Source organism: Stenotrophomonas sp. LMG 10879 (assembly GCF_002750935.1).
In the GTDB taxonomy this organism is placed as follows: domain Bacteria; phylum Pseudomonadota; class Gammaproteobacteria; order Xanthomonadales; family Xanthomonadaceae; genus Stenotrophomonas; species Stenotrophomonas lactitubi_B.
Window position 1 is genome coordinate 244,678 of sequence record NZ_PEJT01000008.1, and the last position, 24,990, is coordinate 269,667.

General features: G+C 66.4%; 23 protein-coding genes. 17 read left to right on the forward strand and 6 right to left on the reverse strand.

Annotated elements, in window-relative coordinates:
- Position 1: 1 nt before the first annotated feature.
- Positions 2–2,098, forward strand: coding sequence for a prolyl oligopeptidase family serine peptidase (locus tag CR919_RS14535; RefSeq protein ID WP_099820605.1), 2,097 nt, complete (start codon positions 2–4; stop codon positions 2,096–2,098).
- Positions 2,099–2,218: 120 nt separating this feature from the next.
- Here the strand turns inward: CR919_RS14535 and CR919_RS14540 are convergent, their stop codons facing one another.
- A complete protein-coding gene (locus CR919_RS14540; RefSeq protein ID WP_207761043.1) occupies positions 2,219–3,403 on the reverse strand; it encodes a pyridoxal phosphate-dependent aminotransferase in 1,185 nt (394 codons plus the stop codon).
- Positions 3,404–3,596: 193 nt separating this feature from the next.
- On the opposite strand from CR919_RS14540, the gene CR919_RS14545 reads away from it, so the two are divergent.
- From CR919_RS14545 to hslU, 9 genes are all read left to right on the forward strand, one after another.
- Positions 3,597–5,729, forward strand: a complete 2,133-nt coding sequence (locus CR919_RS14545) for a S9 family peptidase (protein WP_099820607.1) — start codon at positions 3,597–3,599, stop codon at positions 5,727–5,729.
- A 56-nt stretch (positions 5,730–5,785) separates the two neighbouring features.
- Entirely contained in the window at positions 5,786–6,208 is a 423-nt protein-coding gene (locus CR919_RS14550; protein WP_099820608.1) for a YbaN family protein, read from the forward strand.
- Between the two features lie 58 nt (positions 6,209–6,266).
- A complete protein-coding gene (locus CR919_RS14555) occupies positions 6,267–6,506 on the forward strand; it encodes a lipoprotein (RefSeq protein ID WP_089238116.1) in 240 nt (79 codons plus the stop codon).
- Entirely contained in the window at positions 6,499–7,350 is an 852-nt protein-coding gene (gene dapF / locus CR919_RS14560) for a diaminopimelate epimerase (RefSeq protein ID WP_099820609.1), read from the forward strand. Before CR919_RS14555 ends, dapF begins: the two co-directional genes overlap by 8 nt.
- The gene (locus CR919_RS14565; RefSeq protein ID WP_025877290.1) at positions 7,347–8,021 is read left to right on the forward strand and encodes a DUF484 family protein; all 675 of its coding nucleotides are present in this window, start codon (positions 7,347–7,349) and stop codon (positions 8,019–8,021) included. The genes dapF and CR919_RS14565 overlap by 4 nt, the downstream gene beginning before the upstream one ends.
- Before the next feature lie 16 nt (positions 8,022–8,037).
- Positions 8,038–8,931 (forward strand): tyrosine recombinase XerC, encoded by an 894-nt coding sequence (gene xerC / locus CR919_RS14570; protein WP_099820610.1) that lies wholly within the window; start codon positions 8,038–8,040, stop codon positions 8,929–8,931.
- A 176-nt stretch (positions 8,932–9,107) separates the two neighbouring features.
- Positions 9,108–9,308: a DUF3079 domain-containing protein gene (locus CR919_RS14575; RefSeq protein WP_099820638.1), complete on the forward strand. Its 201-nt coding sequence runs from the start codon at positions 9,108–9,110 to the stop codon at positions 9,306–9,308.
- Positions 9,309–9,382: 74 nt separating this feature from the next.
- Positions 9,383–9,934 carry an ATP-dependent protease subunit HslV gene (hslV, locus tag CR919_RS14580; RefSeq protein WP_025877284.1) on the forward strand — a complete coding sequence of 184 codons (552 nt, stop codon included), beginning with the start codon at positions 9,383–9,385 and terminating at the stop codon, positions 9,932–9,934.
- Between the two features lie 76 nt (positions 9,935–10,010).
- Positions 10,011–11,390 (forward strand): ATP-dependent protease ATPase subunit HslU, encoded by a 1,380-nt coding sequence (gene hslU, locus CR919_RS14585; RefSeq protein ID WP_089236974.1) that lies wholly within the window; start codon positions 10,011–10,013, stop codon positions 11,388–11,390.
- A 138-nt stretch (positions 11,391–11,528) separates the two neighbouring features.
- On the opposite strand, the gene smeT is transcribed toward hslU, so the two are convergent.
- The gene (gene smeT, locus CR919_RS14590) at positions 11,529–12,188 is read right to left on the reverse strand and encodes an efflux transporter SmeDEF transcriptional repressor SmeT (RefSeq protein WP_099820611.1); all 660 of its coding nucleotides are present in this window, start codon (positions 12,186–12,188) and stop codon (positions 11,529–11,531) included.
- Positions 12,189–12,415: 227 nt separating this feature from the next.
- Between smeT and smeD the strand changes: the two genes are divergently transcribed.
- The 3 genes from smeD (at position 12,416) to smeF (ending at position 18,218) form a co-directional block, all read left to right on the forward strand.
- Positions 12,416–13,597 (forward strand): multidrug efflux RND transporter periplasmic adaptor subunit SmeD, encoded by a 1,182-nt coding sequence (gene smeD, locus CR919_RS14595; RefSeq protein ID WP_099820612.1) that lies wholly within the window; start codon positions 12,416–12,418, stop codon positions 13,595–13,597.
- A gap of 12 nt (positions 13,598–13,609) precedes the next feature.
- Entirely contained in the window at positions 13,610–16,735 is a 3,126-nt protein-coding gene (gene smeE, locus CR919_RS14600; protein WP_032976546.1) for a multidrug efflux RND transporter permease subunit SmeE, read from the forward strand.
- 97 nt (positions 16,736–16,832) lie between these two features.
- The gene (gene smeF / locus CR919_RS14605) at positions 16,833–18,218 is read left to right on the forward strand and encodes a multidrug efflux RND transporter outer membrane subunit SmeF (RefSeq protein ID WP_099820613.1); all 1,386 of its coding nucleotides are present in this window, start codon (positions 16,833–16,835) and stop codon (positions 18,216–18,218) included.
- 168 nt (positions 18,219–18,386) lie between these two features.
- Here smeF and CR919_RS14610 read toward each other — a convergent pair whose 3' ends face one another.
- The 4 genes from CR919_RS14610 to CR919_RS14625 all read right to left on the reverse strand — a co-directional run bounded on the left by CR919_RS14610 (position 18,387) and on the right by CR919_RS14625 (position 20,196).
- On the reverse strand, positions 18,387–18,809 hold the full coding sequence (locus CR919_RS14610; RefSeq protein WP_099820614.1) for a low affinity iron permease family protein: 423 nt from the start codon (positions 18,807–18,809) through the stop codon (positions 18,387–18,389).
- Between the two features lie 73 nt (positions 18,810–18,882).
- Entirely contained in the window at positions 18,883–19,209 is a 327-nt protein-coding gene (locus tag CR919_RS14615) for a hypothetical protein (protein ID WP_099820615.1), read from the reverse strand.
- Positions 19,210–19,282: 73 nt separating this feature from the next.
- Entirely contained in the window at positions 19,283–19,543 is a 261-nt protein-coding gene (locus CR919_RS14620) for a hypothetical protein (protein ID WP_099820616.1), read from the reverse strand.
- Between the two features lie 200 nt (positions 19,544–19,743).
- A complete protein-coding gene (locus CR919_RS14625; protein ID WP_005411083.1) occupies positions 19,744–20,196 on the reverse strand; it encodes a nucleoside deaminase in 453 nt (150 codons plus the stop codon).
- Between the two features lie 79 nt (positions 20,197–20,275).
- Here CR919_RS14625 and ubiE point away from each other — a divergent pair, with 79 nt between their 5' ends.
- The 4 genes from ubiE to CR919_RS14645 all read left to right on the forward strand — a co-directional run bounded on the left by ubiE (position 20,276) and on the right by CR919_RS14645 (position 24,968).
- Complete coding sequence (ubiE, locus tag CR919_RS14630) at positions 20,276–21,037, forward strand: bifunctional demethylmenaquinone methyltransferase/2-methoxy-6-polyprenyl-1,4-benzoquinol methylase UbiE (protein ID WP_032976541.1); 762 nt, start codon at positions 20,276–20,278, stop codon at positions 21,035–21,037.
- 529 nt (positions 21,038–21,566) lie between these two features.
- On the forward strand, positions 21,567–23,495 hold the full coding sequence (locus CR919_RS14635; protein WP_099820617.1) for a M1 family metallopeptidase: 1,929 nt from the start codon (positions 21,567–21,569) through the stop codon (positions 23,493–23,495).
- A gap of 124 nt (positions 23,496–23,619) precedes the next feature.
- Positions 23,620–24,351 (forward strand): hypothetical protein, encoded by a 732-nt coding sequence (locus CR919_RS14640; RefSeq protein ID WP_099820618.1) that lies wholly within the window; start codon positions 23,620–23,622, stop codon positions 24,349–24,351.
- A 2-nt stretch (positions 24,352–24,353) separates the two neighbouring features.
- Complete coding sequence (locus CR919_RS14645) at positions 24,354–24,968, forward strand: HAD family hydrolase (protein ID WP_099820619.1); 615 nt, start codon at positions 24,354–24,356, stop codon at positions 24,966–24,968.
- Positions 24,969–24,990 lie beyond the last annotated feature (22 nt).

Here is a 24,990-nt window from a genome sequence, read left to right on the forward strand (position 1 = left end):
AATGTCACGATTCGCTTCCGCCTGCCTGCTGGCCGGCATGATGACCGCTGCCTCGGTGGGTACCGCGGTGGCCGCTGAAGACACCGACCGTTACGCCTGGCTGGAGGACGTCACCGGCGACAAGCCGTTGTCCTGGGTCAAGGAACAGAACGCCAAGTCCGAGGCGCGCCTGGCGCAGACCCCGGCCTTCAAGCAGATGGAGACCAGCATCCGCGAGGTGCTCGACTCGGACGCCAAGATTCCCGGCGTGCAGAAGATCGGCGACTACTACTACAACTTCTGGAAGGACAAGCAGCACGAGCGCGGCCTGTGGCGGCGTACCACCCTGGCCGAGTACCGCAAGGCCTCGCCGACCTGGGAGACCGTGCTCGACCTGGATGCGCTGAACAAGGCCGAGAACGAAAACTGGGTGTGGCACGGCGCCGACTGCCTGCGTCCGGACTACAGCCGCTGCCTGATCGCGCTGTCGCGCGGCGGTGCCGACGCCGATGTCACCCGCGAATTCGACCTGGCCAGCAAGAGCTGGATCAAGGACGGCTTCTTCCGTCCCGAATCGAAGGGCGGCCTGAGCTGGATCGACCGCGACACCGTGTTCGTCTACACCGACTTCGGCAGCGGTTCGATGACCACCTCCGGTTACCCGCGCGTGGCCAAGCTGTGGAAGCGTGGCACGCCGATGTCCGCGGCCAGCGTGGTCTATGAAGGCAAGCCGGAAGACATGTACATCGCGGCGATGCACGATGACACCCCGGGCTTCGAGCGCAACCTGGTCAGCCGCACGCTGGCCTTCTACAACAACGAGATCTACCTGCGCGGCGACGATGGCAAGCTGACCCGGATCGATGCGCCGAACTCGGCCGAGAAGGGCCTGCACAAGCAGTGGCTGACCCTGGAACTGCGCGATCCGTGGACCGTGGGTGGCAAGACCTACGCCTCCGGCGCACTGCTGGTGACCAAGCTGGATGATTTCCTGGCTGGCAAGCGCGACTTCGAGGTGCTGTTCACCCCGACCGCGACCACCTCGCTGGCCAGTGCCTCGTGGACCAGGAACCACCTGGTGCTGAACGTGCTGGACGACGTCAAGAACCGCCTGTCGGTGCTGACCCCGACCGCCAAGGGCTGGCAGAAAAGCGACTTCGTCGGCGCGCCGGCCTTCGGCACCTTGGGCGTGAGTGCGGTCGACAGCAATGACAGCGATGCAGTGTGGCTGACCGCCACCGACTACCTGACCCCGACCACCCTGGCCATCGCCGACATCGGCAAGGCGCCGGAAGTGCTGAAGACCATGCCGGCGTTCTTTGATGCCGACGGCAAGGTCATCGAACAGCACTTCGCCACCAGCAAGGACGGCACCCGCGTGCCGTACTTCGTGGTGCACGACAAGGCGATGAAGCTCGATGGCTCCAACCCGACCCTGCTGTACGGCTACGGTGGCTTCGAGATCTCGCTGACCCCGTCGTATTCCGGTGGCATGGGCCGCGCCTGGTTGGAGAAGGGCGGCGTGTATGTGGTCGCCAACATCCGCGGTGGTGGCGAGTACGGCCCGCGCTGGCACCAGGCGGCGCTGAAGCAGAACCGTCACAAGGCCTATGAAGACATGGCCGCGGTTGCCCAGGATCTGGTCACCCGCAAGATCACCTCGGCCAAGCACCTGGGCGTGCAGGGCGGCAGCAACGGTGGCCTGCTCACCGGCAACATGCTGACCCAGTACCCGGAGCTGTTCGGTGCGGTGGTGGTGCAGGTTCCGCTGCTGGACATGAAGCGCTACAGCCACCTGCTGGCCGGTGCTTCGTGGATGGCCGAGTACGGCAACCCGGACACCAGCGACTGGGAGTTCATCAAGACCTTCTCGCCGTACCACCTGTTCGACGCGAAGAAGAGCTACCCGCCGGTGCTGTTCACCACCTCCACCCGCGATGACCGCGTACATCCGGGCCACGCGCGCAAGATGGCCGCGAAGATGATCGATGCCGGCAAGGACGTGACCTACTACGAGAACATCGAAGGCGGTCATGGCGGTGCGGCCAACAACGCGCAGGCCGCGCACATGTCGGCACTGGCCTACAGCTTCCTGTGGGAGCGGTTGGGCGGCAAGTAAGGAAATGAAGAACGCCGCCCTCGGGCGGCGTTCTTCGTTGGGCATTCGTTGAACGGTAGCGCCGGGCCATGCCCGGCGGCTCCCTTGCCGCGCTGCGCGCTCGCCGGGCACGGCCCGGCGCTACCGGAAATGTTTCAACCCGCGCGCGATCCGCTCCACCGCCTCCTGCAACCGCGGCACTTCCTGCGTATAGGCCAGGCGCACGTGCTGGTTTGATCGATGGAAGCCGAAATCCAGGCCCGGGGTGAACGCCACGTGCTCGGTCTCCAGGAAGTGCGCACAGAACGCCTGCGCGTCATCGGTGAACGCGCTGACGTCGGCGTACAGGTAGAACGCACCCTGCGGCTCCACTTCGATGCGGAAGCCCAGTTCGCGCAGGGCAGGCAGCAGGAAGTCGCGGCGCTGCTGGAAGGCCTGGCGGCGCTGTTCGAAGATCGCCATCGCCTCTTCGCTGAAACAGGCAAGGGCCGCATGCTGGGCGATGCTCGAGGCGCTGATGTACAGGTTCTGCGCCAGCTTCTCCAGGTCGGGCACGGCCGCCGGCGGCGCCACCAGCCAACCCAGTCGCCAGCCGGTCATGCCGAAGTATTTGGAGAAGCTGTTCAGCACGAAGGCGCTGTCATCCACCTGCAGCACGCTCGCAGCATCCAGGCCGTAGGTCAGGCCGTGATAGATCTCGTCGACCACCAGGTGGCCGCCGCGCGCATGCAGCGACGCCGACAGTGCCGCCAGTTCATCGGCGGACAGCACGGTGCCGGTGGGATTGGCCGGTGATGCCACCAGCGCGCCGACGCTGTCGCCATTCCAGTGCTGCTGCACCAGCGAAGGGGTCAGCTGGTAGGCCGTTTCGGGGCCTACCGGCACCAGTTGCGCACCGCCTTCCACCAGTCGCAGGAAGTGGCGGTTGCACGGATAGCCGGGATCGGCCAGCAACCAGTGGCGGCCCGGATCGACCAGCAGGCTGCTGGCCAGCAGCAGCGCGCCGGAGCCGCCCGGCGTGACCAGGATGCGTTCGGGGTCGATGTCCAGGCCGTAGTGGCTGCGATAGAAACCGCTGATCGCCTGGCGCAGGGCCGGCAGGCCGCGTGCGGCGGTGTAGCGGGTGTGGCCGGCGGCCAGCGCCGCCTGGCCGGCCCGCACGACCGGTTCGGCGGTGGTGAAGTCCGGTTCGCCGATCTCCAGATGGATCACATCGTGACCGGCCTGTTCCAGCGCCTGTGCGCGGGCCAGCAGGGACATCACATGGAAGGGAGCGATTTCGTGGCTGCGCCGGCTGTAGCCCGGCGTGTGGGGCAGGGTACTCATGCCCCACATGGTACGCCGGGTGCCGGGGTCGGATCCCTTTTGCATGGAAAAGGGCTCTGACCCCAACAGGAACCGCGGCCATGACGATCCGCAGGGTTGCCGCTTCGCCGCGATTGGGGTCAGATCCCTTTTCGGGAAAAGGGATCTGACCCCGTCGAAGACCATTGCATTGAAGCGCCTGGAGCCTTATTTCATGAAATCCACTCTCTGCCTGTTGCTTGCGAGCCTGATGACCAGCACCGCTACCGCCGCCACCCCGCCCGTTCCGCCGGATGTTGAGAAGCGTCCGCACGTGGTCAAGGCGCCGTTCGGCGCGACCCGCAACGATGACTATTACTGGCTGCGCGACGACAAGCGCGAGGACAAGGCCATGCTGGCCTACCTGCAGGCCGAGAACGCCTACGCCGACCAGCTGCTGGCACCGCTGAAGCCGCTGGAGGATGCGCTGTACGGCGAGATCGTCGGCCGCATCAAGCAGGACGATGCCAGTGTGCCGGCGCGCGAGCGCGGCTACTGGTACTACAGCCGCTACGAAACCGGCCAGGACTATCCCATCCATGCGCGCCGCAAGGCCAGCATGGACGCGCCGGAGGAAGTCCTGCTCAACGTCAACACGATGGCTGCCGGCAAGGGCTATTTCAGCGTCGGCTCGATGGAGGTCAGCCAGGACAACCAGCTGCTGGCCTGGGCCGATGATGACGTGGGCCGCCGCCAGTACGTCATCCGCTTCAAGGACCTGCGCACCGGCGCGGTGCTGCCGGACACGATCACCGGCACTTCCGGTGACCTGGTCTGGGCCGACGACAACCGCACCGTGCTGTATGTCGAGAACGATCCGGAAACCCTGCTGACCGTGCGGGTGAAGAAGCACGTGCTGGGCACCCCGGCCAGCGCCGACACCGTCGTCTACGAAGAAAAGGACGACAGCTTCTACATGGGCATCGGCCGCACCCGCGACGATCGCTTCATCACCATCGGCGTGCACAGCACCGTGTCCTCCGAAGAGCGCTACGCGCCGGCCAGCGACCCGACCACGTTCACCGTGCTCGCCCCGCGCCAGCGCGACGTGGAGTACGACGCCGACCACTACGATGGCCGCTGGGTGATCCGCACCAATGATGGTGCGAAGAACTTCAAGCTGGTGACCGCACCGACCGACGCTACCTCGCGCGCGCAGTGGAAGGACTGGATCGCGCACGACGATGCAGTGTTCATCGAAGGCTTCGAACTGTTCGATACCTACACCGCCATCGCCGAACGTTCCGAAGGCCTGGAGCGCATCCGCCTGCTGTTCAAGGATGGTCGCAACGACTACGTGAAGGCCGACGAACCGGCCTATTCGATGGGCCTGGGCGACAACACCGAGGCTGACACCACGTGGCTGCGCTACGTCTACACCTCGATGACCACGCCGACCACGGTGTACGAACTGAACACCGCCAACGGCGAGCGTCGCCAGCTGAAGCAGCAGCCGGTGATCGGCTATGACGCCTCGAAGTACGAAACCGATCGCGTCTGGATCACCGCGCGCGATGGCGTGAAGGTGCCGGTGTCGCTGGTCTACCGCAAGGGCTACCAGAAGGACGGCAAGGGCGCGCTGTTCCAGTACGCCTACGGCAGCTACGGCATGTCGATGGACCCGTACTTCAACCAGACCGCGGTGAGCCTGCTCGACCGTGGCGTGGTGTATGCCATCGCCCACATCCGCGGTGGCCAGGAAATGGGCCGCGACTGGTACGAGAACGGCAAGCTGCTGCACAAGCAGAACACCTTCAACGACTTCATCGACGTCACCCGTGGCCTGGTGGCACAGGGCTGGGCGGCGAAGGATCGTGTCGCCGCGTCTGGTGGCAGCGCCGGTGGCCTGCTGATGGGTGCCATCGCCAACCAGGCGCCGCAGGACTACCGCGTGCTGGTGGCGCAGGTGCCGTTCGTGGATGTGGTCACCACCATGCTCGACCCGACCATCCCGCTGACCACCAATGAGTACGACGAGTGGGGCAACCCCGAGCAGAAGCCGTACTACGAGTACATGCTGTCCTACTCGCCCTACGACAACGTGAAAAAGCAGGCCTATCCGTCGCTGTTCGTGGGTACCGGCCTGTGGGATTCGCAGGTGCAGTACTGGGAGCCGGCCAAGTGGGTGGCCAAGCTGCGTGATGACAACACCGGCCACTTCCCGATCCTGTTCCGCACCAACATGGAAGCCGGCCACGGCGGCAAGTCCGGGCGCTTCCAGCGTTACCGTGAACTGTCCGAGTCGTATGCGTTCGTGCTGCAGCAGCTGGGCATCGAAACGCCCGCTGCCGGCGCTGCGACGGAATGACGCATCGTGGCGGCGGTGATATCGCCGCCGCCACCTGCGCTGGGTATCCTTGCGCGATGAATCTGCCCGAACCACCCGCCAGCAAGGACCTGCCAGCGCCCACCCGGCCGGTGCGGTTCCGTTGGGCGTGGTGGCTGCTGGCCTATGCCAGCCTGGGCACCGGCATCGTCGGCATCTTCGTGCCGGGGCTGCCCACCACCGTATTCATCCTGATTTCGGCCTGGGCCGCCTCGCGCGGCTCCGAGCGCCTGCACGGCTGGCTGCTGCAGCACCCGCGCTTCGGCCCGGCCATCGCCAACTGGCAGGCACATGGTGCGGTCAGCCGCTACGGCAAATGGATGGCCACGATCACCATGGCGGTGTGTGCCGGCATCATGCTGTGGTGCGTGCCGGTGGCCTGGGTGAAGTGGTTCTCCATCGGCAGCATGACCGTGGTGGTGGTCTGGCTGTGGACCCGGCCGCTGCCGCCGGCCGATTGATCTCTCCCGCCGGGCATCCTGCACCAACCGCTCAGCCGCCAATGGCTATACTCGGGGCATGAACATCCCCCATCGCAATGTCATCCTGATTCCGCTGGCAGCGGCCTCGCTGCTGTTCCTCGCCGCATGCGGCAACAAGGGCCCGCTGGTGCTGCCGCAGAAGCCGGTACCGGTGGAAGAAACCGTCGAACCGGCCGCTGATGCCGACACCACGCCCGCGGCCACCCAGAGCACCGGTGACGGCAGTCCGTCGGTCACCCCGGACCCGGTCAAGAAGGTGGACGACGGGAATGAGTAAGGCCGGTAGCAACGGTCTGCGCTTCAGCAAGATGCACGGCGCGGGCAACGATTTCGTAGTGATCGACCTGCGCGACGGCACCCCGCCGCCCACCCCGGAACTGGCCGCGCGCCTGGCCGACCGCCATACCGGCGTCGGCTGCGACCAGATCCTGACCATCGAGCCGCCGCGCGCCGAAGGCTCGGTCGCCTCGTACCGCATCTGGAACGCCGATGGTTCCAATTCCGAGCAGTGCGGCAACGGCGCGCGCTGCATCGCGGCCTGGCTGGTGCGCGAGGGCAGTGCGCAGGGCGATCACTTCGTGATCGACAGCCCGCTGGCCAGCCACGCCGTGGATGTGCTCGGCGATGACCAGTACGCGGTGGCGATGGGCGTGCCGCTGTTCGAGCCGGCGCAGGTGCCGCTGATCGGCTTCGCCCACCCGCGCGAGGAATACCTGCTGCCACTGCAGGGCGAGACCGTGCGCTTCGCGGCGGTGTCGATGGGCAATCCGCACGCGGTGATCGAAGTGGGCCTGGTCGACGCTGCACCGGTTGAGCGCGTGGGCGGGCTGCTGCAGCAGCATGCGTCGTTCCCGAAGTCGGTGAACGTGGGCTTCGCCCAGGTGATGGGCCCGGAACATGCGCGCCTGCGCGTGTTCGAGCGCGGCGTGGGTGAAACCCTGGCCTGCGGCAGTGGCGCCTGCGCGGCTGCGGTGACCCTGATGCATCGCGGCCGCCTGCAGCGCGATGCGCGCATCAGCCTGCCCGGTGGCGACCTGCGCATCCAGTGGCCGGGCGATGGCCAGCCGGTGGTGATGGCGGGCCCGACCGCATTCGTCTTCGAAGGGGAGTGGATCGCATGACTGAGACCGTCGACAAGCTCGGCGCCCATGAAGTCGCCGCCTGGTTGCGGCGTCATCCGGGCTTCCTCAAGCAGTTCCCGGACCTGGCGCTGACCCTGGTGGTGCCACGCGATGACGGCCCGACCGCATCGCTGGCCAGCTACCAGCTGGAAGTGCTGCGCGAGAAGAACCGCGAGCTGGCGCGACGGTTGGCCGACCTGGGCGCGACCGCGCAGGTCAACGAGCGGCTGGCGGTGCGCACGCATCAGCTCACCCTGGCCCTGATGAAGCAGGACAACGCCGCCGACACGCTGCGCGCGATGGCGGCGTCGCTGCAGGAAGACTTCGCCGGCGATCTGGTGCGGCTGGTGGTGCATGCGCCGGTGGCCGGGCTGGAGCAGGCCGAATGGCTGCAGGTGCTGGCCGCCGATGATGCGCAGCTGGGCCCGTTCCGCGACTGCCTGAAGGATGGCGAGCCGATCTGTGGCCGCCTGCACAGCGACAAGAACGCGGTGCTGTACGGCGCGCGCAGTGAGGAAGTGCAGACCACCGCCTTGCTGCCGCTGCCGGGCGTTGGCCTGATCGCGGTGGGCAGCCACGATCCGAACCGTTTCTATCCCGGCATGGGCACGCTGTTCCTGCGGATGATGGGCGAGGCCCTGGTGACCGGGCTCAAGCGCTTCGCGGATTGAGCGGGAAACGACGACGATGAGCGCGGTGCAGGCGTTCCTGCAGCACCTGCAGGTGGAGCGGCGGATGTCGGCGCATACACTCGATGCCTACCGCCGCGACCTGGACGCACTGTCGGCGTGGGCCGAACCCCGCGGCGTGGCCGTGGAAGCGCTGGATACCGACGCGGTGCGCCAGTTCGTTGCCGACGAACACCGCCGTGGTCTGTCGGCCAAGAGCCTGCAGCGCCGGTTGTCGGCGTGCCGCAGCTTCTATGCCTGGCTGCTCAAGCATGGCCGTATCGAGGCCAGCCCGGCAGCCACGCTGAAGGCGCCGCGCGCACCGAGACGATTGCCGCAGGTACTCGATGCCGACGAAGCCGTGCAGCTGGTTGAACTGGAACCGGATGGCGAGCTGGGTCGTCGTGACCGCGCGCTGCTGGAGCTGTTCTATTCCTCCGGCCTGCGCTTGAGCGAAGTCTGTGCGCTGACCTGGCGCGACCTGGATTTCGCCAGTGGCTTGGTCAACGTGACGGGCAAGGGCAACAGGCAACGTCGCGTCCCCTTCGGAAAGCCGGCACGCGAGGCGCTGCTGACCTGGCGCAGCGAAAGCGGCGGTGGTGCCGCCACACCGGTTTTTCCCGGCCGCAACGGGCCGATCAGCCAGCGCGCGGTGCAGATCCGCATCCGCCAGCTGGCGCAGCGCCAAGGCCTGTTCAAGCACGTGCACCCGCACATGCTGCGGCACAGTTTCGCCAGCCACATCCTGGAATCCTCCGGCGACCTGCGCGGTGTGCAGGAACTGCTCGGCCATGCCGACATCGCCACCACGCAGATCTACACGCACCTGGACTTCCAGCACCTGGCCAAGGTCTACGATGCGGCGCACCCGCGCGCGAAACGCCGCAAAGACCCGCCCGACAAGGGAGGGTAGCGCCGGGCCATGCCCGGCGAGCGCGCAGCGCGGGCTGCGTCGCATGCACGACACAGGGATCGCACAGCCGCCGGGCATCGCCCGGCGCTACCGGAACGGCCGCCGCTTGATCTGGATCAGGGCAGCGCAGGGGCGACCGGCGCATCGTGGCCGCAGGCCACGAAGCGATACCGACCATGGCAAAGCCCATTCCGCTGCGTCCCAAGCATCCCGAGCGCATCTGCTGGGGCTGCGACCGTTACTGCGCCGCCGACGCACTGGCCTGTGGCAACGGCGCCGGCCGCACCCAGCACCCCATCGAAACCCAGGGCGAAGACTGGTACATGGCATGGGGCATTGAGCCGAATCCGGACAGGCCATCGCATGCCAAGCGCTGAACGGCAGCTATCGGCACGGGCTTGATCGCTTCGGCGGCTGTCCCCATGTCCCGTGAACAGCTATCGGAGGCCGCATGGACCCCAGTCAGAATCCCACCGTTTTCCACGCCACCACCATCGTCTGCGTTCGTCGCGGCGAGCACGTGGCCATTGCCGGCGACGGCCAGGTCACCCTCGGCCACACGGTGATGAAGGGCAACGCACGCAAGGTCCGCCGCCTCGGCCGCGATGGCCAGGTGCTGGCCGGCTTCGCCGGTGCCGCCGCCGATGCCTTCACCCTGTTCGAGCTGTTCGAGGCCAAGCTGGAAAAGCACGGCCAGCTGCAGCGTGCTGCGGTGGAACTGGCCAAGGATTGGCGCACCGAGCGTCGCCTCGGCAAGCTTGAAGCCCTGCTGGCGGTGGCCGACAAGGAAACCTCGCTGATCATCAGCGGCACCGGCGACGTGATCGAGCCGGAGGACGGCATCATCGCCATCGGCTCCGGTGGTTCCTATGCACTGTCCGCTGCACGCGCGCTGATGGCGCACACCGAACTGGACGCACGCACCATCGCCAGCGAAGCGATCAACATCGCCGGCGACATCTGCATCTACACCAACCGCAACGTGGTGGTCGAGGAGCTGTGACGGGGAACCGTCACAGGCATTCCCGATCCGCCGGGCATGGCCCGGCGCTACCGACAACGAATTCGTGAGCACACCCATGCCGCACAAGATCGAAGTTTCCTCCGCCACCATGACCCCGCGCGAGATCGTGCAGGAACTGGACCGGCACATCGTCGGCCAGCATGACGCCAAGCGCGCGGTCGCCATCGCCCTGCGCAACCGCTGGCGCCGCATGCAGCTGCAGCCCGAGCTGCGCAACGAGGTCATGCCCAAGAACATCCTGATGATCGGCCCGACCGGCGTCGGCAAGACCGAGATCGCGCGCCGCCTGGCCACGCTGGCCAACGCGCCGTTCGTGAAGGTCGAAGCGACCCGCTTCACCGAAGTCGGCTATGTCGGCAAGGATGTCGAGCAGATCATCCGCGACCTTGCCGATACCGCCGTCAAGCTGTACCGCGAGCAGGCCAAGGTGCGCGTGCGCACGCAGGCCGAAGAGCGCGCCGAAGACCGCATCCTCGATGCGCTGTTGCCGCGCCGCAGTGGTGGCATCGGCTTCGACCCGGAGGCGGCGCGCAACGAACCGTCGGCGCAGGACAACGAGACCCGCATCAAGTTCCGCAAGATGCTGCGCAACGGCGAGCTGGACGATCGCGAGATCGAGCTGGACCTGACCGCCAACGTCAGCATGGACATCATGACCCCGCCGGGCATGGAGGAAATGGGCCAGCAGCTGAAGTCGATGTTCGCCAACCTCGGCGGTGGCGCCAAGGCGCACAAGCGCACGCTGACCATCAAGGCCGCGCGCCCGCTGCTGCAGGAAGAAGAAGCCGGCAAGCTGGTCAACGAGGACGATATCCGCACCGCCGCGATCGAAGCCTGCGAACAGCACGGCATCGTGTTCATCGACGAGATCGACAAGGTCGCCAAGCGCGGTGATGCAGGCTCGTCTGGCGGTGATGTCTCGCGCGAAGGCGTGCAGCGCGATCTGCTGCCGCTGGTGGAAGGGTCCAACGTGTCCACCAAGTACGGCACGATCAAGACCGACCACATCCTGTTCATCGCATCGGGCGCCTTCCACCTGGCCAAGCCCAGCGACCTGATCCCCGAGCTGCAGGGCCGCTTCCCGATCCGCGTGGAGCTGGGGGCGCTGAGCAAGGCCGATTTCGTGCGCATCCTGACCGAACCGAAGGCGGCGCTGACCAAACAGTACGAAGCGCTGCTGGCCACCGAGGGCGTCAAGGTCAGCTTCACCACCGATGCCATCGACCGCCTGGCCGAGATCGCGTTCCAGGTGAACGAGCGCCAGGAGAACATCGGTGCGCGCCGTCTGCACACCGTGCTGGAGCGACTGCTGGATTCGCTCAGCTACGAAGCGCCGGACCGCGATGGTGAAACCCTGGCCATCGACAGTGCCTATGTCGATGCGCACCTGGGTGAGCTGGTGCAGGATCCGGACCTGAGCCGTTACATCCTGTAACCGGGAATGCGAAAAGGCCGCCGAAAGGCGGCCTTTTTCGTTGCGGGGTCGGATCCCTCGCTCTGGCGAGGGCTCTGACCCCACCTGCAACGGGTCAGAGCCCTCTCCGGGCGGAGAGGGATCCGACCCTTGTGCCGCTCACGCCTCCGGCAGCGGCTCCGGCACCGAACCCGGTACGAACACGCCTTCCTTCACGTAGGCGGCCAGGGTCATGTCCAGCGCCAGCATGCCATCGCGCTTGAGGTCCATCAGGTCCGGTTCGACCATCGCCCCATGCAGCACGCCGAGCACGGTGGCGTGCAGCATGCGCGCGGCGATCTTCGGGTCGGCGCCGTCGCGCAGCTGGCCGAGGTCCTGGGCACGGCGCAGGGCGCGTTCCATCCGGTCGAGGGCATCGCGGAAGCCGGCCTGCTGCAGTTCGGTCAGTACCCTGGTATCAGCCGAGGCATCGCTGCGCAGCATGATCTCCATGGTCTTGCGCAGGCGCTCGTCCTCGGACAGCTCGATGAACGAGTGGATCATCACCGCGCGCAGATCGTGCACCGGGGTATCGCGCTGGTCGCTGGAGGTGCGCTCCAGTTCCTGCATGAAAGGCAGGTGCACCCGTTCGATCATCGCCGCCAGCACTTCGCCCTTGTTCTTGAAGTGCCAGTACACCGCGCCGCGGGTATAGCCGGCGCGGGCGCCGATCATCTCCAGCGTGGTGCGGGCGACGCCATGCTCGTGGAAGCAGGTTTCGGCGGCGTCCAGGATGCCTTCCCGGGTCGCCTGGGTGTCCTCTTTGGTCTTGCGGGCCATGAGTGGGTACGAGTTAGCGTGAAACGTGGCTGAATTGTACCGGTTTACAAACAAACACGCATGTATGTATATTTCCCTCCCATCATTCCCGTCGTGTGCGTGGCAGGCCTGTCCTGGCTCCCACTCCACCCGGGTGGGCGCTGTCCGCGCGGTCTCCGCTCCTGCAAGGGGAGGGTCCGCCATATCAGCGCCGACTGAGATCCCTCCCTTCAAGAGCCATTCCCATCATGTTGCTGAGCCGAATCCGACCCTTCGCGTTGTCGCTGGCGATCGCTGCCACCGTCGCTGCCTGTGGCGGCCAACCCCAGGCACCCGAACAGGGGCCGGGCCAGGTCAGCGTGGTCACGCTGAAGTCCGAGACCGTCGGCCTCACACGTGAGCTGCCGGGCCGCACCAATGCCTTCCTGGTGGCCGAAGTGCGCCCGCAGGTCAACGGCATCGTCGCCAAGCGGTTGTTCACCGAGGGTGGGATGGTCAAGGCCGGCGAGCCGCTGTACCAGATCGAGGACGCCAGCTATCGCGCCCAGGCCAACAGCGCGCGCGCACAGCTGGCCCGAGCCGAAGCCACCGCCAATGCGGCGCGGTTGAGCGCCAAGCGCATCACCGAGCTGGCCAAGGTCGATGCGGTCAGCCAGCAGGATCTGGAAAACGCCGTGGCCGCGCAGAAGCAGGCCGAGGCCGATGTCGGCGCCGCCAAGGCATCACTGGATGCCGCCAACGTGACCCTCGGTTATGCGCGCATCACCGCGCCGATCAGCGGTCGCATCGGCAAGTCCAGCGTCACCCAGGGCGCGCTGGTCAGCGCCGGCCAGGCCACGGCGCTGGCGACCGTGCAGCAGCTGGACCCGATCTACGTCGACCTCACCCAGTCCTCGGCCGAGCTGCTGCAGCTGCGCCGCGAACTGGCCGCCGGCCGCCTGCAGGACAACCAGCAGACGCCGGTCAGCATCCTGATGGAAGACGGCAGCACCTTCGAACACAAGGGCACGCTGGAGTTCTCCGAAGTCAGCGTCGATCCGGCCACCGGCAGCTTCGCGCTGCGGGTCAAGGTCGACAACCCCGACGGCCTGCTGATGCCGGGCATGTACGTGCGCGCGGTGATCGGCGGCGGGGTGCGCAGCGATGCGGTGCTGGTGCCGATGCAGGGCATCGCCCGCGATCCGAAGGGTGATACCAGCGCGATGGTGGTCGGCAAGGACAACAAGGTCGAAGTGCGCCCGGTCAAGGTCAGCCGCACGGTTGGCGACAAGTGGCTGGTCGAGGACGGCCTGAAGGCCGGCGACAAGGTCATCGTCGAAGGCCTGCAGAAGATCGGCCCGGGCATGCCCGTGAATGCCACCGAACAGGGCGCCGCCCCGGCCAAGCCGGCCGCCGCCCAACCTGCAGCTGCGGCCGCAGGCGCGAAGTAAGCGGAGAACCCCATGGCACGTTTCTTCATCGATCGACCCATCTTCGCGTGGGTCATCGCGATCATCATCATGCTCGCCGGCGGCCTGGCCCTGTTCAAGCTGCCGATCTCGATGTACCCCAACGTCGCACCGCCGGCGGTGGAAATCAGCGCCAGCTACCCGGGTGCTTCGGCCAAGGTGGTCGAAGACTCGGTGACGCAGATCATCGAGCAGAACATGAAGGGTCTTGATGGCCTGATCTACTTCTCCTCCAACAGCTCGTCCAACGGCCAGGCCACCATCACCCTGACCTTCGAGAGCGGGACCAACCCCGACATCGCCCAGGTGCAGGTGCAGAACAAGCTGCAGCTGGCGATGCCACTGCTGCCGCAGGAAGTGCAGCGGCAGGGCATCAACGTGGCCAAGTCCAGCTCGGGCTTCCTGAACGTCATCGCGTTCGTGTCCGAAGACGGCAGCATGGATGCCAACGACATCGCCGACTACGTCGGCTCCAATGTCGTGGACCGTCTCAGCCGCGTGCCGGGCGTGGGCAACATCCAGGTGTTCGGTGGCAAGTACGCCATGCGCATCTGGCTGGACCCGAACAAGCTGCACACCTACGGCATGTCGGTGCCGGAAGTGGTTGCTGCGGTGAAGGCACAGAACGCGCAGGTGGCCATCGGCCAGCTGGGTGGTGCGCCGTCGGTGAAGGGCCAGCAGCTCAACGCCACCATCAATGCGCAGTCGCGCCTGCAGACCCCGGAACAGTTCCGCAACATCATCGTGCGCGGTGCGCAGGATGGTGCCGAACTGCGCTTGGGCGACGTTGCCCGCGTCGAACTCGGCGCCGAGTCGTACGACTTCGTCACCCGCTACAACGGTCAGCCGGCCAGCGGCCTGGCGGTCACCCTGGCCACCGGCGCCAACGCGCTGGATACCGCGGCCGGTGTCGATGAAACCCTGAAGGAACTGGAAGGCTTCTTCCCGGCCGGTTTGAAGGCCGAGATCCCGTACGACACCACCCCGTTCGTGCGCGTGTCGATCAAGGGCGTGGTGCAGACCCTGCTCGAAGCGATCGTGCTGGTGTTCGTGGTGATGTACCTGTTCCTGCAGAACTTCCGCGCCACCCTGATCCCGACCATCGCCGTGCCGGTGGTGCTGCTGGGCACCTTCGGCGTGCTGTCGGTGCTGGGCTTCTCGGTGAACATGCTGACCATGTTCGCGATGGTGCTGGCGATCGGCCTGCTGGTGGACGATGCCATCGTGGTGGTGGAGAACGTCGAGCGCATCATGTCCGAAGAGGGCCTGTCGCCGCTGGAAGCCACCCGCAAGTCGATGAGCCAGATCACCGGTGCGCTGGTGGGTATCGGCCTGGTGCTGTCGGCGGTGTTCGTGCCGATGGCCTTCATGAGCGGCTCCACCGGTGTGATCTACCGGCAGTTCTCGGCGACGATCGTGTCGGCGATGGCATTGTCGGTACTGGTGGCGATCGTGCTGACGCCGGCGCTGTGCGCGACCATGCTCAAGCCGCTGAAGAAGGGCGAGCACCATGTCGCCCACCGCGGTTTCGCCGGTCGCTTCTTCAACGGCTTCAACCGCGGCTTCGACCGTACCAGCGAAAGCTACCAGCGCGGCGTGCGCGGCATCCTGCATCGCCCGTGGCGGTTCATGGGCATCGTGGCCGCACTGTTCCTGCTGATGGGCGTCCTGTTCGTGCGCCTGCCCAGCTCGTTCCTGCCCAATGAAGACCAGGGCGTGCTGATGGCGCTGGTGCAGGCGCCGGTGGGCGCAACCCAGGAGCGCACGCTGGAATCGATCGCCGCGCTCGAAAAGCACTTCATGGAAAACGAGAAGGGTGCGGTCGAATCGGTGTTCTCGGTGCAGGGCTTCAGCTTCGCCGGCATGGGCCAGAACGCGGGCATGGCCTTCGTCAAGCTGAAGGACTGGAAGGATCGTGACGCCGACAATGGCGTGATGCCGATCACCGGACGCGCGATGGCTGCACTGGGGCAGATCAAGGATGCCTTCATCTTTGCCTTCCCACCGCCGGCCATTCCGGAGCTGGGTACGGCGTCGGGCTACACCTTCTTCCTGAAGGACAACAGCGGCCAGGGCCATGAGGCACTGCTGGCGGCCCGCAACCAGCTGCTTGGCCTGGCGGCCGGCAGCAAGAAGCTGGCCAACGTGCGTCCGAACGGCCAGGAAGACACCCCGCAGTTCCGCATCGATATCGATGTGGCCAAGGCCAGCTCGCTGGGCCTGTCGATCGATCAGGTCAACACCACCCTGGCCACCGCGTGGGGCAGCTCGTACATCGATGACTTCATCGATCGCGGCCGCGTCAAGCGCGTGTTCGTGCAGGCTGACCAGCCGTTCCGCATGGTGCCGGAGGACTTCGATCTCTGGTCGGTGAAGAACGACAAGGGCGAGATGGTTCCGTTCAGCGCGTTCGCAAGCAAGCATTGGGATTACGGTTCGCCGCGCCTGGAACGCTACAACGGCGTGTCGGCCACCGAAATCCAGGGCGAACCGGCCCCGGGCGTGGCCTCCGGTGATGCCATGGCCGAGATCGAACAGCTGGCCAAGCAGTTGCCGGCGGGCTTCGGCGTCGAGTGGACGGCGATGTCCTACCAGGAACGCCAGGCGGGCTCGCAGACGCCGCTGCTGTACACGCTGTCGCTGATGATCGTGTTCCTGTGCCTTGCTGCGTTGTACGAAAGCTGGAGCGTGCCGACCTCGGTGCTGCTGGTGGCGCCGCTGGGCATCCTCGGCGCGGTGCTGGCCAATACCTTCCGTGGCATGGAGCGCGACATCTATTTCCAGGTGGCGATGCTGACCACGGTGGGCCTGACCAGCAAGAACGCGATCCTGATCGTCGAGTTCGCCAAGGAGCATCTGGAGAAGGGCGCAGGGCTGATCGAAGCGACGATGCATGCAGTGCGCGACCGTCTGCGCCCGATCATCATGACCTCGCTGGCCTTCGGCATGGGCGTGCTGCCGCTGGCGATCTCCAGCGGTGCCGGCTCCGGCGCCAAGCAGGCGATCGGTACCGGCGTGCTCGGCGGCATGGTGGTCGGCACCGTGCTCGGCGTGTTCTTCGTGCCGCTGTTCTTCGTCGTGGTGCAGCGCGTGTTCAAGAAGCGCAACGCCACCGAGTGATGACAACCGGTAGCGCCGGGCCATGCCCGGCGAATGCCTCACCGCGTAGTCGCCGGGCCCGGCCCGGCGCTGCCACCGTGACCCCCAAGGTGTCGCTATGAAATTCTCTTCTCTTGCAGTATCCCTTGCCACCGCGCTGGCGCTCAGCGCGTGCGGCACCCTCGCGCCGAAGAACACCGCAGTGGCCCCGGCCATTCCGTCGCAGTGGCCGGCGGAAGCCGCGCAGGGCGAAGTGGCCGATGTGGCCGCGGTCGGCTGGCGCGACTTCTTCACCGATGAGCGCCTGCAGCAGGTGATCGGCCAGGCGCTGGACAACAACCGCGACCTGCGCGTGGCCGTGCTCAACGTCGAGAAGGCGCGTGGCCAATACCGCGTGCAGCGAGCTGACCGGGTACCGGGTGTGGCCGTGACCGGGCAGATGGACCGCCGCGGTGGCGACGTGCCGGTGACCGAGCAGTTCAGCGCCGGCGTCGGCGTGGCCGAGTTCGAACTGGACCTGTTCGGCCGCGTGCGCAACCTGAGCGAAGCCGCGCTGCAGCAGTACTTCGCCGTAGCCGCCAACCGCCGCAACGCACAGCTGAGCCTGGTGGCCGAGACTGCCACCGCGTGGTTGACCTACGGTGCCGACCAGCAGCGCCTGGCGATCGCCGAAGCCACGGTGAAGACCTATGAGGATTCGCTGCGCCTGGCCGAAGCACGCCATGAGCGTGGTGGCAGTTCCGCACTGGAACTGACCCAGACCCGCACCCTGGTCGAGACCGCGCGCACCGATGCCGCGCGTCTGCGCGGGCAGCTGGCCCAGGACCGCAACGCGCTGGCGCTGCTGGCCGGTGGCCAGCTGGATCCGGCGCTGCTGCCGGACAGCATCGCGCCGCAGGTACTTGCGCTGGCACCACCGCCGGCCGGCCTGCCCAGCGACGTGCTGCTGCAGCGCCCGGACATCATGGCGGCCGAACATCAGCTGCTGGCCGCCAATGCCAACATCGGTGCCGCACGCGCTGCGTTCTTCCCCAGCATCTCGCTGACCGGCAGCATCGGCAGTGGCTCGAATGAACTGTCGGGCCTGTTCGACAGCGGTACGCGGGTGTGGAGCTTCCTGCCGAAGATCACTTTGCCGATCTTCCAGGGCGGCAAGCTGCGCGCGAACCTGGCGGTGGCCAACGCCGATCGCGATATCGCACTGGCGCAGTACGAAAAGTCGATCCAGAGTGGTTTCCGCGAAACCGCCGATGCGCTGGCATTGAATGTCAGCCTGGATGAGCAGGCCGCCTCGCAGCAGCGACTGGTGGAAGCGGCCGAGCAGGCCAACCGCCTGTCGCAGGCACGCTATGACGCCGGCCTGGACAGTTTCGTCACCCTGCTGGATGCACGTCGTACCGCCTACAACGCGCAGCAGACGCAGCTGCAGACGCAGCTGGCGCAGCAGTCCAACCGCATCACGCTGTACAAGGTGCTGGGCGGCGGCTGGCACGAGCGCGGGTAAGCGCGCTGATTCCGGTAGCGCCGGGCCATGCCCGGCGGCTCTTCCACCCAATATTCAGGGCGCCTGAAGCAGACCGCGCTTCGCGCTCGCCGGGCATGGCCCGGCGCTACCAGAGGGTCGCGATCATCGGAGATCGTGCAGTTGCCGGCCAGCGGCAAGCACCACCGGTCACACCGCTTCGTCATCGCGCCGCTCGCTGCGGCAGGAGCGTACCCGGGTCAGTGCGTCGCCGGCTTCGCGCGCCATCCTCTCGTACTCGGCGCGGATCTCTTCCAGGCGCTCTTCGTCCAGCTCTTCCAGGTCCAGCAGTTCATTGTTGGCCTCGGCGGTGGCGCGGATCAGTTCATCCAGCTTGATCTGCATCGCCGCCGTGTCCGAGTTCTGCGTGTGCTGGATCAGGAACACCATCAGGAAGGTGATGATCGTGGTGCCGGTGTTGATCACCAGCTGCCAGGTATCGTTGAACTTGAATATCGGGCCGCTGATGCCCCACAGCACGACGATCGACACCGCAGCCAGGAAGGTCCACGGCGAGCCGGTGGCAGCCGCGGCCTTCTTGGCGATCGTATTGAACAGGTTCCTTGCGCTCATCGTCATCGTTCCACTGGAATGATGACGATCATCGGCACGTGGCCGTGCAGGTGCCGTGCAGTCGAGCGTGGGCTCAGGCGCGCAGGCGCGGTGCTTCCTGGCTGCGCACCGGGCTGGCCAGGTAGACGTGCTGCCAGCAGCGTTCGACGAATTCGCGGGCCTGCGCTTCGGTCATGCGCGGCATGATCTGCAGGGCGTACTGGGTCTGGAACAGCTCATCGCGCTGCGCATTGCTGGCGCGTGGTTGGGTGATCAGTGAATCACAAGCGAACTTGATCCACGGCACATAGGTGCCGAACGAGGTGTGCGCGAGTGCGCCATCGGCGTGCTGGCGGCGCCAGTAATCCAGCTCCGCATCGACATTGATGACCGGGGGAATGGCGGGAACTTCAGCGTGCATGACGATCCAATCGGTTTGAGGTGAAGGGAGTGGGGCCCGTTACAGTGTGGCCCGGACGGTGGTGCATGCGGCGTCAGCGCGATGTGCAGCCAGCGTGGCGATGGCGCAGCAGCTGTGCGTGTTCAACCGCACCCAGGCGTTCGGCCATGGCGGCCATCGCATTGCACAGGCGCACCAGATCGCGGGGATGGTCGTGCAGCAGATCCTGCTGCATGTCCTGGTAGGCGCTCCAGAACGGGGCACTGCGCTGGTGCAGTGCGTATTGCTGCTGTAGTCGGCTCCAGATCGCGGCCAGGGCCGGGTCGCTGGGAGGACGTACGGCATGCGCTTGCATGGTCGGCTCCAACCCGGGGCGGGGGCCCCGGTTGCATTCCACCCTAGACGTGGCGGCGCAGCAGGATGTTAGTGGCGCGTGTGCACTGCACGCAGCTGACTGCGCAGCAGTTCACTTTGAAGCAGGCAGACGCTGCCGGCACAAGGCTGTGCCGGCACTGAAGCGTTCATCAAGGCGGGCTCATCAGCCGTGGCAGATGCTCATTCGCCGATGTCTTCGTTCCAGATTTCCGGATGTTGCGCAATGAAACCGCCCAGCAGGTCGACGCATTCCTGGCTGTCCAGGTCGATCACGTTGACGCCGTTCTCGCGCAGCCAGTCGATGCCGCCCTGGAAGGTGCGCGATTCGCCCACCACCACCGTGCCGATGTTGAACTGGCGGACCAGGCCCGAGCAGTACCAGCACGGGGCCAGGGTGGTGACCATGATGGTGTCCTGGTAGCGGCGCTGGCGGCCGGCCTTGCGGAAGGCGTCGGTCTCGCCATGCACGGACGGGTCGCCTTCCTGCACGCGGCGGTTGTGGCCGCAGCCGAGCAGGCGGCCGTCGTTGTGGTACAGCGCCGCGCCGATCGGCACGCCGCCTTCGGCCAGGCCCTGGCGGGCTTCGGCGATGGCGGTCTGCAGCAGGGCCTGGTAGTCGGGCGTGGTGATCATGCGGGGCTCCGGTAGGTCGTGGGGCGCCATGATACGGCCAGCGTTCCCCGCAGGGGCCCGGCGGTGCGATAATCGGGGCATGAGCGAATCCCCATACAAATCCGGTACCACCCATTTCGGGTTCCGCGACGTTGACGCCAAGGACAAGCAGAAGCTGGTCGGCCAGGTGTTCACGTCGGTCGCGCGCAACTACGACCTGATGAACGACCTGATGAGCATGGGCGTGCACCGGGCATGGAAGCGCTACTACGTAGCCACCGCGCAGGTGAAGCCGGGTGACCGCGTGCTCGACCTGGCCGGTGGCACCGGCGATATCGCCGCGCTGCTGAAGGAGCGGGTCGGTGCCGAGGGTTCGGTGGTGCTGGGCGACATCAACGCCGGCATGCTGTCGGTCGGCCGTGACCGCCTGACCAACCGCGGCCTGGTGCTCGGCCTGGACTACGTGCAGTGCAACGCCGAAGCCCTGCCGTTCCCGGACAACAGCTTCGACCTGGTGACCATCGCCTTCGGTCTGCGCAACGTGACCGACAAGGACGCCGGCCTGCGCGAGATGTATCGCGTGCTGAAGGTGGGCGGCCAGGCCCGCGTGCTGGAGTTCTCCGAAGTCACCGCGGACTGGTTCAAGCCGATCTACGACTTCCACTCGTTCAAGATCCTGCCGAAGCTGGGCAAGCTGTTCGCCAACGATTCGGACAGCTACCAGTACCTGGCCGAGAGCATCCGCAAGCATCCGCCGCAGGAAGAGCTGAAGGCGATGATGGGGCAGGCGGGCTTCGAGCGCTGCCACTACAAGAACCTGACCGGCGGCATCGTCTCGATCCACTCCGGCTACAAGCTGTAAGCCTTGCTTTGGTAGGTGCCAACCTTGGTTGGCACACGCCCGCCGCGAGCGGTGATGGATCCGTGCCAACCAAGGTTGGCACCTACCAGAGGCAGGCCAAGGTGGGCCCAGGGCCCGCCCGCGAGCGATGACGCAGCAATCCGCCGTGGTAGATGCCGACCTTGGTCGGCACAGGTCCTACCGCGCGCGATGATGGATCCGTGCCAACCAAGGTTGGCACCTGCCGGGCCATCGCGGGGCCGGTCATTACCCCGCACCGCGCCAAGAACCTGACCGGCGGCATCGTCTCGATCCACTCCGGCTACAAGCTGTAAGCCTCGCTTTGGTAGGTGCCAACCTTGGTTGGCACACGCCCGCCGCGAGCGGTGATGGATCCGTGCCAACCAAGGTTGGCACCTACCTGTAGATGCGGACCTTGGTCGGCATGGGCCCCCACCGCGCGCCCGCCGCCATTACCCCGCACCGCGCAACGCTTCCCGGCCGGGGGAGAGGTACCATTGGGGTTTGATCCCCGTAACGGTCCCGATTCATGCGCAATCCGCTGATGCTCCTTCCGCTGGCCGTGGCCCTGGCCGCCGGCTGCTCCCAGGAGGCGGCCGCACCCGCCGCCGCCCCGACTGCCCAGAAGGCTCCCGCCGCCCCCGTGAACGCCGAAAACCGCAGCCACGATGAAAGCTCGTACGCCGAGCCGGACAAGGTCGTCGTCAAGGACATCGCGCTGGATCTGAAGCTGGACTTCGACCAGAAGCAGATCGGCGGCACCGCCACCTACACCCTGGAATGGAAGCAGAAGGATGCCAAGCAGCTGGTGCTGGACACCCGCGAGCTGAGCATCGCCAAGGTCGAAGCGATCGCCGCTGATGGCGCGCGCAACCCGCTGAAGTTTGAGCTGGCCCCGGCCGACAAGGTGTTCGGCAGCAAGCTGACCATCGAAACCCCGGAACAGCCGGCCAAGGTCGAGGTGACCTACCACACCGCACCGACCGCGTCGGGCCTGCAGTGGCTGGCGCCGTCGATGACCGAGGGCAAGAAGCTGCCCTTCATGTTCAGCCAGTCGCAGGCGATCCACGCCCGTTCCTGGGTGCCGCTGCAGGACACCCCGAGCGTGCGCTTCACCTACAGCGCGCACGTGGTCTCGCGCCCGGACGTGATGGTGCTGATGAGCGCCGACAACGATCCCAAGGCCGCGCGTGACGGTGATTACACCTTCAAGATGCCGCAGCCTATTCCGTCCTACCTGCTGGCCATCGCCGCCGGCGACCTGGTGTTCGAGCCGATTTCCGGCCGCTCCGGCGTCTGGGCCGAGCCGACCATGGTCAACAAGGCCGCCAAGGAATTCGAAGACACCGAGAAGATGATCGGTGCCGCCGAAAAGCTGTACGGCGAGTACCGCTGGGGCCGCTACGACATGCTGGTGCTGCCGCCGTCGTTCCCGTTCGGCGGCATGGAAAACCCGCGCCTGACCTTCGCCACCCCGACCGTGATCGTCGGCGACAAGTCGCTGGTCTCGCTGGTCGCCCATGAACTGGCGCACAGCTGGTCGGGCAACCTGGTGACCAACGCCAGCTGGAAGGACATCTGGCTCAACGAAGGCTTCACCACCTACGTCCAGGGCCGCATCACCGAAGCCCTGTACGGCAAGGAGATGGCCGAGATGGAGAAGCAGATCGACCAGACCGATCTGCTGGCCGAAGTGAAGGACATGAGCCCGGCCGACCAGGCCCTGGCGCTGCCGCCGCTGAACGAGCGTGACCCGGACGAAGCCCTCAGCCAGGTGGCCTACGTCAAGGGTTCGTGGTTCCTGGAATTCCTGGAACAGCGTTTCGGCCGCGAGACCTTCGACCCGTTCCTGCGCGGCTGGTTCGATGACCACGCCTTCCAGAGCGCCAACACCGACCAGTTCGTCGAGTACCTGAAGAAGAATCTGCTGCCGAAGAATCCGTCGGCGGTCACCGAGGCCGAACTGAAGGCGTGGCTGGACGAGCCGGGCATTCCGTCGTTCGCGGCCAAGGCGCAGTCGCGCAACTTCAGCAGCGTCGATACCGCGCGCATCGCGTTCGCCAGCGCCGGCACCGTGCCGAGCAGCCAGGTGATCGCCGAGTGGAGCACCCAGGAGTGGGTCCGCTTCATCGACGGCCTGGGCGCCACCCAGCCGCTGGACAAGCTGGCCACGCTGGACAAGGCGTTCCACTTCACCGGCACCCCGAATGGCGAGATCGCCATGCGCTGGTACCCGCTGACCATCCGCAGTGGTTACGAGCAGGCCAATGAAGCGGCGGCTGCGTTCATCGAGCGTGTCGGTCGTCGCAAGCTGATCCTGCCGATCTACGCCGAACTGGTGAAGACCCCGAAGGGGCTGGAGCTGGCCAAGCAGGCGTTCGAGAAGGCCAAGCCGGGCTACCACCCGATCACCACCGCCTCGGTGCAGGACATGCTGGCCAAGGCTGAAGCGAAGTAAGAAAAAGCGCCGGGCACTGCCCGGCGCTTTTTTTGTAGAGTCGAGCCATGCTCGACGGGCTTTTCAACAGCAGTCGAGCATGGCTCGACTCTACAAAAAAGCGCAAACACGAAGGACCTCCGCCATGAAACGACTGATCCTGCTCACCGCCTGCACGCTGGCCCTGGCCGCCTGCAGCAACCCCGAGGAAGAACGCAAGGCGCAGGAGGCCGCCGCTGCCGCCGTACAGGCGCAGAAGGAAGCCAAGGCCGAGGATGTGGCCAAGCAGTACGACATGGCCGTGGCCGCGCAGGACTGGGAGCGCGCGCGCCTGCATGGCGCCTCGCTGCTGGACCAGTACAAGGACACCGCCGCCGCCGAGCGCATCGCCGCCGGCTTCGACGAGGTCAAGGCCAAGGGCGACGCCGCGCGCGACCTGCGCCGCATGCAGGCGCTGTGGCAGTACAACCAGATTCCGGTCGGCAGCAAGGGCAACCAGGTGTCGGCACAGATCTTCAGCAAGGAGCGGGTGGACGTGGATGGCAGTGGTGCCAAGCCGGTGCAGCTGGTGTTCCGCGATCATCCTGAATGGATGCGTCATGCCTACCTGGTGCTGCAGGCCGGCGATTTCCGCTGCCCGCAGTGCACGGTGAAGGTCACGGTGGACGATGGCAAGCCGATCTCCATGGCGGCCTGGCGGCCGAAGACCGACGAGGCGATCGCCCTGTTCATCACCGACCAGAAGGCGCTGTGGAAGCTGGCAGCCAAGGGCAAGTCGATCCGCATCGAATTCCCGGTCAAGGCCGGTGGCACCCGCACGGCGGTGTTTGAAACCGGTGGCGTGGACGCCAGCCGCATGCCGGCGTGGTGGCATTGACCATGGATGCACGGGTGGCTGCGCCGGCACTGTCGACGATCCGCCACTGGGTGTTCGACATGGATGGCACGCTGACCGTGGCGGTGCATGATTTCGCGCGGATCAAGCGCGAACTGGCGATTCCGCAGGAGGATGACATCCTCACCCACCTGGCCGGGTTGCCGGCCGCGGAGGCCCGCGCCAAGCATGCCTGGCTGCTGGCGCACGAGCGTGCGCTGGCCGCTGCGTCGCAGCCGGCGACGGGCGCGGTGGCGCTGGTGCGCGCGCTGCAGGGCGCCGGCTGCCGGCTGGGCATCCTGACCCGCAACGTGCGCAGCCTGGCGCAGGTCACCCTGCAGGCCATCGGGCTGGGTGACGTATTTGCCGAAGACGCCATCATCGGCCGTGACGAGGCCGAGCCGAAGCCGTCCCCCGCCGGGCTCCAGTACTTCCTGCGGCGCTGGCAGGTGGAACCGTCGCAGGTGGTGATGGTGGGCGATTACCGCTTCGATCTGGAATGCGGCCGCGCGGCAGGCAGCCGCACGCTGCTGGTCAATGCCCCGGACAACCTGTGGCCGGACATGGCCTGTTGGCATCTAGCCGATTGCGCGGCAGTGCTGGAGCGCTGGCGAGGCTAGTGCGGCGCTCTCGACGCGTTGT